This is a genomic window from Paenibacillus sp. 1011MAR3C5 (assembly GCF_003591485.1).
In the GTDB taxonomy this organism is placed as follows: domain Bacteria; phylum Bacillota; class Bacilli; order Paenibacillales; family Paenibacillaceae; genus Pristimantibacillus.
On sequence record NZ_QZCF01000007.1, the window covers coordinates 89499 to 104646 of the forward strand.

A 15148-nucleotide genomic window follows, 5' to 3' on the forward strand; every position below is an offset into this window, starting at 1 on the left:
GTGAACGAATTGAGTATCAGACCTGATGAAATCAGCACGCTGATTAAACAACAGATCGAACAATATAAATCCGAAATTCAAGTCGTGGATGTCGGCACGGTCATCAATGTCGGTGACGGTATCGCACGTGTACACGGCCTTGAGAATGCGATGCAAGGCGAGTTGCTCGAGTTCGCGAACGGTGTTGTAGGTATGGCGCTCAACCTTGAGGAAAGCAACGTGGGTGTCGTTATCCTGGGTCCTTACACGGACATTCGCGAAGGCGACCAAGTTAAGCGTACAGGCCGCATCATGGAAGTTCCAGTAGGCGACGAGCTTCTGGGTCGCGTTGTTGACCCGCTTGGACAGCCGGTAGACGGCAAAGGTCCGGTTAACACGACGCAAACTCGCGCGATCGAGTCCCCGGCTCCGGGCGTTATCGATCGTAAATCCGTTCATGAACCTATGCAAACAGGTATCAAAGCGATCGACGCCATGGTACCAATCGGCCGCGGTCAACGCGAGCTTGTTATCGGTGACCGTCAAACGGGTAAAACCACGATCGCGATCGATGCGATCATCAACCAAAAGGGCAATGGCGTAAAATGTATCTACGTTGCCATTGGCCAAAAACAATCTACAGTTGCCAACGTTGTGGAAACGCTTCGCCGCCACGGCGCATTGGAATACACCATCGTTGTCACTGCAGGCGCATCCGATCCAGCTCCACTTTTGTATCTTGCACCGTACGCAGGCGTATCGATGGCTGAGTACTTCATGTACAAAGGCGAGCATGCCTTGATCGTATATGATGACTTGACGAAACAAGCTGCGGCATACCGCGAGCTTTCCTTGCTTCTTCGCCGTCCTCCGGGTCGTGAGGCTTATCCGGGCGACGTATTCTACCTGCACTCCCGCTTGCTGGAGCGCGCTGCGAAACTGAGCGACAAGCTTGGCGGCGGCTCGATCACAGCTTTGCCGTTCATCGAGACGCAAGCGTCCGACGTATCGGCTTATATCCCGACGAACGTTATCTCCATTACTGACGGTCAGATCTTCCTGGAGTCCGACTTGTTCTACTCCGGCCAACGCCCAGCGGTTAACGTTGGTATCTCCGTATCCCGCGTAGGCGGTTCCGCGCAGATCAAGGCGATGAAGAAGGTTGCCGGTACGCTCCGTCTTGACCTTGCGGCATACCGCGAGCTTCAAGCGTTCTCGCAGTTCGGTTCCGACCTCGACAAGTCGACGCTCGCACGCCTTAACCGCGGCGCGCGTACGATGGAAATCCTGAAACAAGGCGTTAACCAGCCAATGCCGGTAGAGAAGCAAGTTATCTCTCTCTATACAGCGGTTAAGGGACACCTTGATGATGTTGCGCTCGAGAACATCTCCCGTTTCGAGAGAGAATTCCTGGCATTTATGGACTCCAACCATCCGGAGATCGGCGCTTCGATTCGCGATACGAAGGACCTCGTTGCAGACAACGAGAAAGCTCTTGTAGACGCGATCAACCAATTCAAGAAAAGCTTCGCTTAGACATATTTCCCTACGCCCGTCCAAACACGTCCGGGCGTAGGCCCTTACCACGCCCCGAAGGCATTCGAGGGCATACGAAGGCGGGTGAAATCAAATGGCAAAAGGCATGCGCGATATTAAGCGCGAGATCAAGAGCAAACAAAGCATGAAGCAAATCACGAAAGCGATGGAGATGGTTGCCGCATCCAAGCTCAGAAGAGCGCAGGGAGCTGCTACCGCTGCTCGTCCTTACGCGGATAAGCTGAAAGAAGTTGTTGCTAGCATCGCGGCTGGCACCAAGGATGTGAAGCATCCGATGCTGGATACTCGTCCAATCAAAAAGACGGGCTATCTGGTCATCACCTCCGACCGGGGTCTGGCAGGCGGCTACAATGCGAACATCTTGCGCAAAGTAACGCAAACCATTCAAGAAAAGCATAAGTCTACGGACGAGTATGTATTGTTCGTGATCGGCCGTAAGGGCCGTGACTACTTCCGTCGCCGGAACATGCCTATCGTTGAAGAAGTAATCGGGTTGACTGATTCGCCAACCTTTGCAGACATCAAGACAGTTGCTACAGCAGCCGTGCAGAATTTCGCAGAAGGCGCTTATGACGAACTGTATCTATATTACAACCAATTCGTAAATGCGATTACTCAAATCCCGACGGAATCCCGCTTGCTGCCTCTGGATGAGATCAGCGAGGGTACGGCGGTTTCCGCTTATGAATACGAGCCATCGCCGGAAGGCGTACTGGAAGTATTGCTGCCGAAATATGCGGAGACGCTTATCTACAGCGCGGTACTGGACGGCAAGGCATCCGAATTCGGTGCTCGTATGACGGCAATGGGTAGCGCGACGAAAAACGCGACGAAGATGATCAATCAGCTGACGCTGACGTACAACCGTGCCCGTCAGGCTGCGATTACCCAGGAAATTTCCGAGATCGTTGCGGGAGCTAACGCACAATCATAAGTTCATATAAGAAGGAAGCAGGAGGGAAAGCAATGAAAAAAGGACGCGTTGTATCCGTCATGGGTCCGGTCGTCGACCTTGAGTTCGAACGCGGCAACCTGCCGGAGATTTTGAACGCCGTCAAAATCGTGCACAAAGCCGACCAAGGCGGAGTGGACATTAACCTGACGCTGGAAGTAGCTGTTCACCTCGGTGACAACATGGTTCGTGCCGTTGCGATGAGCACGACAGACGGTCTTGTTCGCGGCATGGAAGTTGTAGACACAGGCGCACCTATTACAATTCCGGTTGGCGCTCCAACGCTCGGCCGCGTATTTAACGTATTAGGCGAGCCTATCGACGAAGCTGGCGACGTTACGTCGGAAGTTAACCTTCCGATTCACCGTCAAGCGCCTGCATTCGACGAATTGTCCACGCAAGCGGAAATTCTTGAAACAGGCATCAAAGTTATCGACTTGCTTGCACCATACGCTAAAGGCGGCAAGATCGGCTTGTTCGGCGGTGCCGGCGTAGGTAAGACGGTAACGATCCAGGAGCTTATCAACAACATCGCGCAAGAGCATGGCGGTATCTCCGTATTCGCTGGTGTAGGCGAGCGTACCCGTGAGGGTAACGACTTGTACCACGAGATGAAAGATTCCGGCGTACTACCAAAAACAGCGATGGTATTCGGTCAGATGAACGAACCGCCAGGCGCGCGTCAACGCGTAGCTTTGACGGGTCTGACTATGGCTGAATATTTCCGTGACGAAGAAGGCAAAGACGTACTTCTGTTCGTCGACAACATCTTCCGCTTCACGCAAGCGGGCTCCGAGGTTTCGGCCCTTCTGGGACGTATGCCTTCGGCGGTAGGTTACCAGCCAACGCTGGCAACGGAGATGGGTCAGCTTCAAGAGCGTATCACATCCACGAAAAAAGGCTCTGTAACGTCGATTCAGGCGATCTACGTTCCTGCGGATGACTATACGGATCCGGCTCCTGCAACAACGTTCGCTCATTTGGACGCAACGACTAACCTGGAGCGTAAAATTTCCGAGATGGGTATCTTCCCAGCGGTTGATCCGCTAGCTTCATCTTCCCGTATCCTTAACCCTGAGGTTCTGGGTGAAGAGCATTACAATGTTGCTCAAGGCGTCAAGAAGATTCTTGCCCGCTACAAAGAGCTTCAAGATATTATCGCAATCCTGGGTATGGACGAGCTGAGCGAGGAAGATAAAATAACAGTTGGCCGTGCACGCAGAATCCAATTGTTCTTGTCCCAGCCGTTCCACGTTGCCGAGCCGTTCACTGGAACGCCAGGCAAATACGTACAGGTTAAAGAATCCGTTCGCAGCTTCAAAGAAATTCTCGAGGGCAAATATGACCACCTGCCGGAAGAAGCTTTCCGTTACGTAGGTGTCATTGAAGAAGCCGTGGAGAAAGCCAAAACGCTTTAATAGCGAAAGGCGGGAGGAATCCACATGAGTACCTTTCTGGTAGAAATCGTAACGCCGGAGCGCAAGGTGTATCAGGAGACTGCGAATATGGTAAGCGTAACGGGCGTAGAGGGCGAGCTAGGTATACTGCCTAACCACATCCCGCTCGTAACGCCGCTTCGCATTGCACCTGTTACGATCAAACGCGATGGCAAAGTCGATATCGTCGCTGTCAATGGCGGCTTCATCGAAGTTCGCAAGGACAAAATTGTTATTCTGGCGGAAAGCGCAGAGCTTGCGCAAGACATCAACATCGAACGTGCGGAAGCTGCGAAGCAGCGTGCGCAACAGCGTCTGGCCGCTAGGCAGGACGAGGTTGACTTCCGTCGTGCCGAGATGGCTATGCAGCGCGCGATGAACCGCTTGAACGTAAGACAAAAGATCTAATCGATCCTAAGAAGCTTTCCGTGCGTATAACGCGCGGGAGGCTTCTTTTTTGATTTGAACAACTCTAATACAAGAATCATTGCAAAGGAAAAGTGGGGAACAGTCCATTTTTATTACGTGGCCGCATATAATGGAATAGGCTGCATGAAGCAAGCGAAGGCAATGATCGTAAACCCGTCATAGACGGTAGTCCCAGCATTTGTTATAATTGTGAGGGAAAATTGACCATGAACAGACAGCGTACAGACATCCTGCATACCATCCTTTAACGGAGGCGATTGTGTGGATAACTATGTCAACCACTACGTCGTCGTCGCGATTTTTCTCGTACTGGGCATTCTGCTCCCGGTCGTGGCTTTGACAGTCGGAAGGCTGCTGAGGCCGCATAAGCCGACCGATCCGAAACGAAGTACATACGAGAGCGGCAACGAGCCAGTAGGCGAAGGTCAGGTCAGATTCAACATCCGGTACTATATGTTTGCCCTTATGTTTGTCATTTTTGATGTAGAAACCGTTTTCTTATACCCGTGGGCCGTTGCGTATAATAAGCTCGGTCTTTTTGTGCTGGTCGAAATGGTCATTTTTGCGGGAATGCTGCTTGTGGGACTTCTATACGCATGGAAGAAGAGGGTGCTGAAATGGAATTGAACCTGGAGTCAATTACACTCGAAGAGCGCAGGGAGCTGGAACGCAATGTGTTTATGGGAACGCTGGAGCAGCTAAAGGGATGGGCGAGGAGCAATTCACTATGGCCCCTGACATTCGGCCTTGCGTGCTGCGCCATCGAAATGATGGGTACAGGCGCCTCCCACTATGACTTGGACCGGTTCGGCGTTATGTTCCGCACATCTCCGAGGCAGTCGGACGTCATGATCGTATCCGGGACGGTGACCAAGAAGATGGGGCCTCTTCTGCGCCGCTTATACGATCAAATGCCAGAACCGAAATGGGTTATTGCCATGGGTTCTTGCGCTACAGCCGGCGGCCCATACGTAAAGTCTTACGCGGTCATTAAAGGTGTAGATCAGATCGTACCGGTTGATGTATACATCCCTGGCTGCCCGCCTAATCCGGCGGCGCTCATCTATGGCATCAACAAGCTGCAGGAGAAAATTCGTTATGAGGCGAAGACCGGGAAGCAGGTGACGAGCCGATGAGCGAGGAGGAGAAAAAGAACCCCGAAGCGCCGCAAGAGCCGATAAAGTCTGAACACGAGCCAGCGTCTTCTCCTGTTGACGCGGAGCGTGAAGCGAAGCTGAAGGCCGCTGCTGAAGCGCGAGCGGCGCGAGCGGCGGCCAAGGCGAAGGCAGAGGCGGAAGCTGCGGAAGCAGCCCAGGCGGAGCAGGATATTCCGAAGGAGCCTTCACCGAGGCAGTGTGATCTGGACCGGTATGTACGATTGATCGATGAAGCGTTCGGGAAAGGCACGATCGAGGAATCCGGCCTGAACGAACTGAACGCAGACATGCCGATGCTCGTCATTGCGGCCGAACGATGGCCGGAGGTTAGTCTGCTGCTGCGGGATCATGGTGAGCTACGGTTCAACTATCTCCGCAATGTATCCGGTATCGATTACGAGACGCATCTGGAGGTTGTCTATTATTTGCTGTCACTTGACTCTAAGCAAGACGTCGCGATCAAGCTGAGAACGGACCGGGAAGCGCCATCCGTTCCTTCTGCAACGCCGACTTGGTCGACGGCCAATTGGAACGAGCGCGAAATCTATGATCTGCTAGGCATTGCATTTACTGGCCATCCCGATCTGAGGCGTATTATGATGCCCGATGATTGGGTCGGCCACCCTTTGCGCAAAGATTACGAACCGCTTGATTCGGAGGTGTAGGCAACCGGTGATTCGAACGGAAGAACTGCTGCTCAACGTCGGACCCCAGCATCCGAGCACGCATGGCGTGTTCAGGATCGTAGTCAAGCTTGATGGAGAAGTCATAACCGAGGCGACGCCTGTAATGGGTTATCTGCATAGAGGAACGGAAAAGCTGGCGGAAAGTCTAAATTTCACGCAAATCATACCGTACACCGATCGAATGGACTACGTATCGGCCATGACGAATAATTATGTGCTGGTCCATGCCGTCGAGACGATGATGGGACTGGAAGTGCCGCTTCGAGCGGAATTTCTGCGGTTAATCGTCATGGAGCTGCAGCGGGTAGCCAGCCATCTTGTCTGGTGGGGCACTTATTTGCTGGACATTGGCGCGATGAGCCCGTTCTTATATGCTTTCCGCGACCGGGAGACCATCATCAATCTGTTCAACGAGCTTTGCGGCGCGAGGCTAACCTACAATTACATGCGAGTCGGCGGAGTCAAATGGGATGCGCCTCCTGGCTGGATGGATAAGGTTAGGGATTTCATCCCGTACATGGAGAAGAAGCTTGCGGAATATGACAAGCTCGTATCCGGCAATGAAATCTTCCTGGCGCGCATAAAAGGAATTGGCCAATACGATGCGGCTACCGCAATCGACCATGGCTTGTCCGGCGCTAACCTGAGATGTACAGGCGTAAAATGGGATTTGCGCAAGGATGAACCTTATAGCCTTTATTCCCGATTCGAATTCGACGTGCCAATCGGCCACAACGGCGATTGCTACGATCGGTATTGCGTGCGCTTGGAGGAGATCAGGCAGAGCCTTCGCATCTTGAAGCAAGCGGTCGAGCAATTCCCGAGCGGCGGAGAGACGATGGGCAAGGTGCCGCGTGTGATTCGGCCGCCTGCGGGAGAGACCTATGTGCGAATTGAATCGCCTCGCGGCGAGATCGGCTGCCATATCGTCTCCAAGGGCAAGGCGGAGCCGTACCGCCTCAAATTCAGAAGGCCGTCGTTCGTCAATCTTCAAATCTTGCCCAAGCTGCTTGTGGGGGAGACGATGACCAATTTGATCACGATATTAGGCGGAATCGATATCGTTGTTGGGGAGGTTGATTGCTGATGGGCGCCTGGCTGAATGAGCCGCTGACGTGGGGCAGCGCGTTAATCCTGTTCCTGTGGGCGGCGTTATTCCTGCTCATAGTATTAGGATTTGTGACGTATGCCATTTATTACGAACGAAAGGTAATCGGCTGGATGCAGCTTCGCATCGGGCCTAACCGGGTCGGACCGTTCGGCTTGCTCCAGACGGTAGCCGACATCTTCAAGCTTCTGATCAAAGAAGACACCATACCTCGAAAGGCGGACCGGCTGCTCTTCATCCTTGCGCCCGCTCTCGCTTTCATTCCTTCATTTACCGTGCTTGCCGTTATTCCTTACACCGAGAAGCTTTATTTCGCCGACTTGAACGTTGGTTTGCTCTACTACGTGGCTTTATCTGGCATTACAACCTTAGGCATTGTGCTTGGAGGCTGGGCTTCCAATAACAAATATGCGTTGCTGGGCGGCATGCGCTCCGCAGCGCAGATGATCAGCTACGAGGTGCCGCTTGTCATATCCATCGTAGGCGTCATCCTGCTGAGCGGAAGTCTGAACCTGCGCGATATCGTAGCGGCTCAGGATGGCGGCTGGTTTTGGAACTGGAACCTATTCCCGCAAATCATCGGATTTATCGTATTTTTCATTGCAGCGGTATCGGAGCTGAACCGGACGCCCTTCGACTTGCCAGAGGCGGAGTCTGAGCTTGTGGCGGGTTATCATGTTGAATACAGCGGCTTCCGCTTCGCTTTCTTCATGCTCGCTGAATATGTATATGTGTACGCCATTGCGGCGCTTACGACGGTCTTATTCCTGGGAGGATGGCATGCTCCTGCACCCTTTCTTGACTTTGTGCCGGGCATTATATGGTTTCTGCTCAAATTCGCTTTTGTTGTCTTCTCGCTATTCTGGATACGGGCAACCTTCCCGCGCGTCCGTGTTGACCAGCTCATGAGCCTCGGCTGGAAGGTGCTCCTGCCCGTGGCGTTGCTTAACGTATTTCTCACCGCGCTCTACCTGGAGCTGTTCGTGAAATAAGGGTCTGAAAGGGGAGAGAAGCATGAAAGGATTGCTGCAAGGACTAGGTGTTACGATGAAGGCGCTGACGGCTCCGAAGGTGACGACGTCCTATCCGGATGAACCGTTCCCGATGCCGGATCGCTTCCGTGGCATTCAGCACTTTATACCGGATCTGTGCATTGTGTGCAATCAGTGCGCCCGCATATGCCCGACCGATTGTATTACGCTGACGGGTAAGCCGAATCCCGATCCCGAGAAAAAAGGCAAAGTGATCGATACCTTTGATATTAACTTCGAAATCTGTATTCTATGCGATCTGTGTACCGAAGTGTGCCCGACGGAAGCGATCGTGATGACCAGTCACTTCGAGCTGGCCGCATACAGCCGCGATGAGCTGTATAAGGACGCGGATTGGCTGACGGACAACAATACGTTGGTCAGACAGGATAACAATAATATCGGGGCTCCGGCAAAAGGGGGCGCCAAATAATTGTTTAACGTCGACCTAACGGGAGAATACGTTACCTTTTTCATACTCGCAGTCATTATTATCGGCGGAGCGGTGCTGATGATCAGCCTGGAGAAGGTAGTCCACATGGTGATCTCTATGGCAGCCGCTTTCTTGGGGCTTGCCGGCATGTATGTGCTGTTGGAGGCGGAGTTTGTCGCCTTCGTGCAAGTGCTGATCTACGCAGGAGCAGTCTCCATTCTGATGATCTTCGGCATTATGATGACGAAGCATAACGGAGAATCCGCTGAGCCTGTAAAGCCGCTTCACAAGACGCTTGCCGCCGTTGGTGCGCTTTGCCTCTTTGGACTGCTCTTCTATGCCATTCGCGCATCGGATTTGCAGAGTGCCGGGGCCTTCCACTCCGGAGAGGACAATACGCTGGCGATTGGCGAGCAATTATTCACCGGCTATATTGTACCGTTCGAGCTGCTGTCGATCTTGTTGACGGTTGCGTTTATAGGCGCAATTGCCTTAGCGAAGAAGGAGGCGGACTAGATGCTTCCATCCTATCTTACAATGGCCGCTATATTATTTTGCATAGGCTTGTACGGCGCGCTTGCCAAGCGTAATGCGATTATCGTCCTGCTGTCGCTGGAGCTGATGCTGAACGGCGTCAATCTGAATTTGATCGCCTTCTCCAAGTATGGCGTCATTCCGTCGCTGACGGGACAGCTCTTTTCTATCTTCACGATAACGGTAGCGGCGGCGGAGGCTGCGATCGCCGTAGCGATCCTGATTGCGTTGTTCCGGGCGCGCGGCACGGTTATGATCGATGCATTCAATCGGATGAGGAGGTAGGCGTATGGACTTTTTTGCGAAAATCGCATGGATGATCCCGCTTCTTCCCCTCGCTGCCTTCCTTGTGCTAATGACGCTGGGCAGGGGATTCCGGAGAGCGGGCGTATGGATCGGTTCCATCGGCGCGCTAGGCGCCTTCCTTCTGTCCCTGCTCGTGCTGTCGGAGAGGCTGAAGCCGCATGCTGTCGATTACAGCTATCACTTCAACTGGATCTCGATTGGTGAGTATACGCTTCGGATCGGATTCGAAATTACGAATTTGACGGCGTTGATGCTCGTCGTGGTTACACTCGTCGGCTTGCTCGTTAATGTCTATTCGGCCGGTTACATGGCCTCCGATGAGCGGGTCACGGTTTTCTACGGCTATGTGTCGCTCTTTACCTTCTCTATGCTAGGTCTCGTGCTATCGGATAATCTATTGTCCTTCTATCTGTTCTGGGAGCTGGTGGGCGTTTGCTCCTTCTTGCTCGTCGGATTCTGGTATGCCCGTCCAGCTGCAAGGGCAGCAGCCAAGAAGGCATTTATCGTGACGAGAATCGGAGATGCGGGGCTGCTAATCGCCATCCTGCTGCTATTCTGGTACATGCCGGACCATGCGCTCGACTTCACGATGATTCAAAGCATATTCGGAGGACAGGGCGGCATCATGACGGATGGGATCACGACTTTAATGGCTCTGCTTCTATTCCTTGGTGCGGTGGGCAAATCCGGCCAATTCCCGCTTCATGTCTGGCTGCCTGATGCGATGGAGGGACCTACGCCGATTAGCGCACTGATTCACGCAGCGACAATGGTTGCGGCAGGTGTGTTCCTCATTGCCCGTACATTCAGCATATTCGAGGCATCGCCAGCTGCAATGGAGACGGTTGCGTACGTCGGCGCGTTCACCGCGATCTTCGCAGCTGCGATCGCGCTTGCCCAGAACGATCTAAAACGCATATTGGCCTATTCTACGATCAGTCAGCTAGGCTATATGATGCTGGCGCTTGGACTCGGAGCCATGACAGGCGCGATCTTCCACCTGTTCACCCATGCGTTCTTCAAAGCACTGTTGTTCCTCGCGGCGGGAAGCGTCATTCATGCGGTACATACGCAAGATATTCGGGAGATGGGGGGAATCGGCTCCCGCATGCGGGTTACCGCATGGACGTTCGCAATGGGGGCCCTCGCTCTTGCCGGAATTCCTCCGCTCTCCGGATTTTGGTCGAAGGATGCCATACTGACCGCTGCGCTGGAGCATAACCCGGTGCTGTTCGCTGTAGGGCTGGCGACGGCATTCTTTACGGCGCTGTACATGACAAGATTGTTCGTGCACGTATTCATGGGAAAGTTGGGCATGAAGACCAAGGAGGCCAAGGAGTCGCCGCTGGTGATGACGATTCCGCTTATCGTACTGGCTGTGCTCGCGGTCATTGCCGGATTTGTCGAGCTGCCATGGAACGGATGGTTAAGCGGATGGCTTAGCGACGAGGTGATCGAACCGCATAGCAGCATGGTGGTCATGATATTATCCATCGCTGCCGGTCTATTCGGGATTTTGGCGGGTTGGCTGCTCTATGGGAAGGGCATGGCGGGCAATCATCCGCTTGGAAGCCGAATGCCCCGACTGGTCAGACTGGCGGAGCGGAAATTTTATATCGACGAGTTGTATGAGGCGGTGATTGTGAAGTCGCTGCGTGGACTGAGTGCTTGCCTGGCTGCAATCGACACCTATGTGATCGGCGGTGCCGTGAAGCTGGCTGGCGCGGCAGCGAGCGCGGCCGGCAAGCTTGGGCTGCGGCTGCAGAACGGCCAGGTGCAGACCTATGGCGTCGCTGCCGTGCTGGGCGTCGTGGCGATTGCGCTTGTCGTCATCGGAAGGAGGATGCTGTCATGAGCGGCTTGGAGCAAGTTCCGATTCTCTCGATTATTTTGCTGTCTCCGCTGCTGGGCTTTGCCGTCATCCAGCTCCTGCCGAGGCAGCGTGCTAGCTGGCTGAAGATAGCGGCGGTTGCGGCTACTTTGCTTCCGCTTGCCTTGTCACTATGGCTCTACGCTGATTACGACAGACAACAAGGCGCCGCATCGTACAGCGAGACGTACAGCTGGGTGCAAGCCCCGCTCAAGATGAATGTGGGGGGAGACTGGTTCTTCTCGTTCCAGTATGCGGTTGGTCTGGACGGCTTGTCGCTTCCGCTGCTGCTGCTGACGTCGGTCGTGACGGCGATGGCTGCGCTGGCGGCTGTTCATGTGAAGAAGCGGTGGAAATCCTTCTTCAGTTGGTTTCTCTTGCTGGAATTTGGCATGATTGGCGCGTTTATCGCCCGCGATGTTTTTCTATTCTTTATCTTCTTCGAAATTACGCTGGTCGCCATGTATTTCCTGATCGGCATTTGGGGCTATTATAACCGGGAGCGTGCTGCGAACCAGTTCTTGATCTATAATGGCATCGGTTCGGCCATCATGTTGATTGCCTTTATCATGCTGGTCAATACGGCGGGTTTTCACATGATGGAGACGGCCTCATCCCTGCAGTATGTCTATAGCGGAAGCTATACGGATATTTTGCACAACTTGACCGATCCGAACGCTTATGTGAATCTGCCTGCCGAATCTGCGGGCAGCAATCCGTTTGCGCTCAGTGAGACGAAGCAATGGACGATCTTCATTCTGCTGCTCATCGCTTTTGGCATCAAGCTTCCCGTGTTTCCGTTTCATTCATGGATGCTCAAAGTGCATCAGGAGGCTCCGCCAGCCATCGTAATGATCCACTCTGGCATTCTGCTGAAGATGGGCGCTTACGGCTTGATGCGATTCGGGTTGTTTCTCTTCCCCGAACAGGCCAAAGAATGGGCGGGCGTACTTGCCATACTTGGTGTTATCAATTTGCTCTATGGAGCCATACTGGCCTTCCGGCAGCAGGAGTTCAAGCTGGTGCTTGCTTATTCCTCGATCAGCCATATGGGAATCGTATTGATCGGGTTGGCCGCCTTCAATGAAATCGGCCTGCAAGGCGCGTTGTTCCAGCTCATCTCTCACGGCCTGATCTCTGCGCTGCTCTTCCTGATCGTCGGCAGTCTGTATGAACGGACGGGGACGACTAAGCTGTCACAACTAGGCGGTCTTGCCCGTTCTATGCCATTCATTAGCGGCGTGCTTCTTGCGGCGGGGCTGGCTTCGCTTGGATTGCCGGGACTATCCGGGTTTGTTGGCGAGTTTCTGTCCTTGCTGGGATTGTTCGAGTCCATGCGCTGGGTGACCGCTGTTGCGGTTATCGGAATCATATTAACGGCCGTCTATGTGCTTCGAAGCGTGCTGAAGATTACGTTCGGCCCGCAGCGGGACAGTTTTGCCGCCATACGGGATGCCCGGTTCATCGAGGCGCTGCCAATGGTTGTTCTGCTTGCATGTATCGTACTGCTTGGCTGTTATCCATCTGTGCTGATCGATACGGTGCAAGCAAGCGTAGGCGGTTATATGGATCTATTACTTGCAACAAGGGCAGGGGGGTAGTCGATGCCGGAGCAAACGTTGTTTCAACCGTTGACTTGGTCGGATTTGCTGGTGATGGCTCCTGAGCTTGCGCTCGGCGCCTGGTTTGTACTGCTCGTTGTGCTGGAGCTGCTGCTTCCGCGGAAGGTCAGCCGGAGCTGGATCGGGGGGCTTACGCTGACAGGCCTGCTCGGCGCCTTTATTCTGGTGCTGATGCGCATGATAGAGTCGAACGGCGAGGTGATCTCGCTGCTGGGGGACAGCTATCGAATTGATGATTTTGCGAGTCTTCTCAAGCTGCTGTTCCTGGGGGCTACGGCTCTTATCGTGCTGCTGGGATTGGGCACTGTACAGCAGGACAGGGCAATTACGGATAAGGGCGAATACTTCTACTTGCTGCTGCCCGCTGTGATCGGGGCCATGACAATGGCATCATCGGAAAATCTCGTGACGCTCTATATCGGATTGGAGCTGCTGAGCATTACTAGCTATGTCCTGGTAGGGCTCAGAAGAAAATCTTCCTTATCGTCTGAAGCTGCCTTCAAATACGTCGTCACAGGAGGGATATCCTCCGCCTTCATCCTGTTTGGCATGTCCTATCTCTACGGAGTGACCGGATCGGTGCAGTTAGCTGCAATTAACGCAGCGCTGCCCGGGGCGCTGGAGCGATACGAAGCTCTGGTCTACGTTGGCTTTCTGATGATGATTATCGGTTTCGCGATCAAGATAGCGGCGGCTCCGTTCCATGCCTGGTCGCTGGATGTGTATCAAGGAGCGCCGACACCGATTGCTGCTTTTTTGGCCGTCGTATCCAAAGGCGCTGCATTGGCGGTGATCTTCCGGCTTATGTTCGCAACAGCGTTGTTCGCTAATCCCGAGCATACGGCGGTCAGCGGCATGAGTGATGAATTGTTTTTCATCGTGCTGCTTGTTGCGGCTGCGTCGATGCTGTATGGTACGCTGGCGGCTTTGCGGCAGCTGAATGTGAAGCGGCTGCTCGCCTTGTCCGGTGTGGCCAATGCAGGATATTTGCTGGTGCCGATTGGGATTTCCTTCACAGTAGGACACTTGAACAACATGTCTGAATTCCTGTTCTATCTGATTGCCTACTTGCTGATGACGATAGGCGCATTTGCGGTTCATACAGCCGTCAGCCGAGCGGCGGGGCATGATGAGCTAAAGGGTTATGCCGGCATGTACTACCGATCGCCGTGGACGGCAATCGCGATGATCCTTTTGGTCCTCTCGCTTGCCGGGCTGCCCGTATCGGCCGGTTTTTTCGGAAAGCTGTTCATTCTGCTTGGGGCTGAGAGAGCCCAGGCCTACTGGATTGTCGTCATTATGGTGCTGAGCAGTGTGATATCGTACTACTTCTATTTTGGACTGATTAGGCAAATGTTCATGCGCAGCAGCAACGGGCTGTCCGCAGCTTCAAGCTCGCTCGACTTCGACGAGGATGAGGGATTCCCTTCCCGTACAATCGGTTCCTCGCCGTCACTTGCTGTTCAAGAGGTCCATGCTGGCCGAATTGAGACGGCTGGAGCATCGGAGCAATCACCTGCAGAGGGGACTGTACATAGCTCCGGTCCAGAAGCGGGATTGTCTGGTCCGGCCGCTTCCGAGCAAGCGGCTGGCGTTATTCGGATACCATGGCCGACTGCTGTCGTCATCGCTATATGCGCGGTTTTGACGCTTGGTCTGGGCATTGTGCCCGGTCCGTTGGTTGATATCATCCAGCAGTTGTTCAGCTTCCCCTTGCCATCGCATTAGCGGGGAGCTTGGCTTCCCCCTGCATTCCTGATGAAAGCTCTGACTTTGAGTTGCTCTGGCTACCTGCTGATGAGCAACAAGAAATCAGAGCTTTGTTGTTTCATCCGGAGGATTGCCGGGTAAGGGATGTTAGTCATAGATTTGGCAAGAAATATAGGGCGACGGACTTATATGGCAGACTGCTTGCGAATGGTATATCTATCCATAGCGCCGAATCCTCCGCCCGGCAGGAAGTTGCTGCGGGGAGAATAACGGCTTCAACGGGTATCGTCATTCTTTTATGCCCTTTTTTATGATCAATAAGAAGGGAAAACGTATTC

At 53.6% G+C, this 15148-nt stretch carries 15 protein-coding genes; all 15 read left to right on the top strand.

The annotated features are described in order from the left end of the window. The first annotated feature begins 9 nt into the window (after positions 1–9). The 15 genes from atpA to D3P07_RS20590 all read left to right on the top strand — a co-directional run bounded on the left by atpA (position 10) and on the right by D3P07_RS20590 (position 14828). The gene (gene atpA, locus D3P07_RS20520) at positions 10–1515 is read left to right on the top strand and encodes a F0F1 ATP synthase subunit alpha (protein WP_119802133.1); all 1506 of its coding nucleotides are present in this window, start codon (positions 10–12) and stop codon (positions 1513–1515) included. 94 nt (positions 1516–1609) lie between these two features. Then, entirely contained in the window at positions 1610–2470 is an 861-nt protein-coding gene (gene atpG / locus D3P07_RS20525; protein ID WP_119802134.1) for an ATP synthase F1 subunit gamma, read from the top strand. Between the two features lie 32 nt (positions 2471–2502). Next, complete coding sequence (gene atpD / locus D3P07_RS20530) at positions 2503–3906, top strand: F0F1 ATP synthase subunit beta (RefSeq protein WP_119802135.1); 1404 nt, start codon at positions 2503–2505, stop codon at positions 3904–3906. A gap of 24 nt (positions 3907–3930) precedes the next feature. Beyond that, complete coding sequence (locus tag D3P07_RS20535; RefSeq protein WP_119802136.1) at positions 3931–4332, top strand: F0F1 ATP synthase subunit epsilon; 402 nt, start codon at positions 3931–3933, stop codon at positions 4330–4332. Positions 4333–4614: 282 nt separating this feature from the next. Then, the gene (locus D3P07_RS20540; RefSeq protein WP_119802137.1) at positions 4615–4980 is read left to right on the top strand and encodes an NADH-quinone oxidoreductase subunit A; all 366 of its coding nucleotides are present in this window, start codon (positions 4615–4617) and stop codon (positions 4978–4980) included. Beyond that, on the top strand, positions 4971–5489 hold the full coding sequence (locus tag D3P07_RS20545; RefSeq protein ID WP_116049618.1) for a NuoB/complex I 20 kDa subunit family protein: 519 nt from the start codon (positions 4971–4973) through the stop codon (positions 5487–5489). Before D3P07_RS20540 ends, D3P07_RS20545 begins: the two co-directional genes overlap by 10 nt. Then, positions 5486–6175, top strand: coding sequence for an NADH-quinone oxidoreductase subunit C (locus D3P07_RS20550; protein ID WP_119802138.1), 690 nt, complete (start codon positions 5486–5488; stop codon positions 6173–6175). Before D3P07_RS20545 ends, D3P07_RS20550 begins: the two co-directional genes overlap by 4 nt. A gap of 7 nt (positions 6176–6182) precedes the next feature. Next, on the top strand, positions 6183–7283 hold the full coding sequence (locus tag D3P07_RS20555; RefSeq protein WP_119802139.1) for an NADH-quinone oxidoreductase subunit D: 1101 nt from the start codon (positions 6183–6185) through the stop codon (positions 7281–7283). Next, positions 7283–8296, top strand: a complete 1014-nt coding sequence (nuoH, locus tag D3P07_RS20560) for an NADH-quinone oxidoreductase subunit NuoH (protein WP_119802140.1) — start codon at positions 7283–7285, stop codon at positions 8294–8296. The genes D3P07_RS20555 and nuoH overlap by 1 nt, the downstream gene beginning before the upstream one ends. A gap of 22 nt (positions 8297–8318) precedes the next feature. Next, entirely contained in the window at positions 8319–8768 is a 450-nt protein-coding gene (gene nuoI, locus D3P07_RS20565) for an NADH-quinone oxidoreductase subunit NuoI (protein WP_119802141.1), read from the top strand. Continuing rightward, positions 8769–9284: an NADH-quinone oxidoreductase subunit J gene (locus D3P07_RS20570; RefSeq protein WP_119802142.1), complete on the top strand. Its 516-nt coding sequence runs from the start codon at positions 8769–8771 to the stop codon at positions 9282–9284. It abuts the gene before it with no gap. Beyond that, positions 9285–9587 (top strand): NADH-quinone oxidoreductase subunit NuoK, encoded by a 303-nt coding sequence (nuoK, locus tag D3P07_RS20575; protein WP_119802143.1) that lies wholly within the window; start codon positions 9285–9287, stop codon positions 9585–9587. It abuts the gene before it with no gap. Between the two features lie 4 nt (positions 9588–9591). Further along, complete coding sequence (nuoL, locus tag D3P07_RS20580) at positions 9592–11463, top strand: NADH-quinone oxidoreductase subunit L (protein WP_119802144.1); 1872 nt, start codon at positions 9592–9594, stop codon at positions 11461–11463. Continuing rightward, positions 11460–13079, top strand: a complete 1620-nt coding sequence (locus D3P07_RS20585) for a complex I subunit 4 family protein (RefSeq protein ID WP_119802145.1) — start codon at positions 11460–11462, stop codon at positions 13077–13079. The genes nuoL and D3P07_RS20585 overlap by 4 nt, the downstream gene beginning before the upstream one ends. Positions 13080–13082: 3 nt before the next feature. Further along, positions 13083–14828 carry an NADH-quinone oxidoreductase subunit N gene (locus D3P07_RS20590; protein ID WP_119802146.1) on the top strand — a complete coding sequence of 582 codons (1746 nt, stop codon included), beginning with the start codon at positions 13083–13085 and terminating at the stop codon, positions 14826–14828. The last annotated feature ends 320 nt before the right edge of the window (positions 14829–15148 follow it).

Coding starts and splice junctions, on each gene's coding strand:
- atpG (WP_119802134.1), top strand. CDS start 1,610: ATGGCAAAAGGCATGCGCGATATTAAGCGCGAGATCAAGAGCAAACAA.
- atpD (WP_119802135.1), top strand. CDS start 2,503: ATGAAAAAAGGACGCGTTGTATCCGTCATGGGTCCGGTCGTCGACCTT.
- D3P07_RS20535 (WP_119802136.1), top strand. CDS start 3,931: ATGAGTACCTTTCTGGTAGAAATCGTAACGCCGGAGCGCAAGGTGTAT.
- D3P07_RS20545 (WP_116049618.1), top strand. CDS start 4,971: ATGGAATTGAACCTGGAGTCAATTACACTCGAAGAGCGCAGGGAGCTG.
- D3P07_RS20550 (WP_119802138.1), top strand. CDS start 5,486: ATGAGCGAGGAGGAGAAAAAGAACCCCGAAGCGCCGCAAGAGCCGATA.
- nuoH (WP_119802140.1), top strand. CDS start 7,283: ATGGGCGCCTGGCTGAATGAGCCGCTGACGTGGGGCAGCGCGTTAATC.
- nuoI (WP_119802141.1), top strand. CDS start 8,319: ATGAAAGGATTGCTGCAAGGACTAGGTGTTACGATGAAGGCGCTGACG.
- nuoK (WP_119802143.1), top strand. CDS start 9,285: ATGCTTCCATCCTATCTTACAATGGCCGCTATATTATTTTGCATAGGC.
- nuoL (WP_119802144.1), top strand. CDS start 9,592: ATGGACTTTTTTGCGAAAATCGCATGGATGATCCCGCTTCTTCCCCTC.
- D3P07_RS20585 (WP_119802145.1), top strand. CDS start 11,460: ATGAGCGGCTTGGAGCAAGTTCCGATTCTCTCGATTATTTTGCTGTCT.
- D3P07_RS20590 (WP_119802146.1), top strand. CDS start 13,083: ATGCCGGAGCAAACGTTGTTTCAACCGTTGACTTGGTCGGATTTGCTG.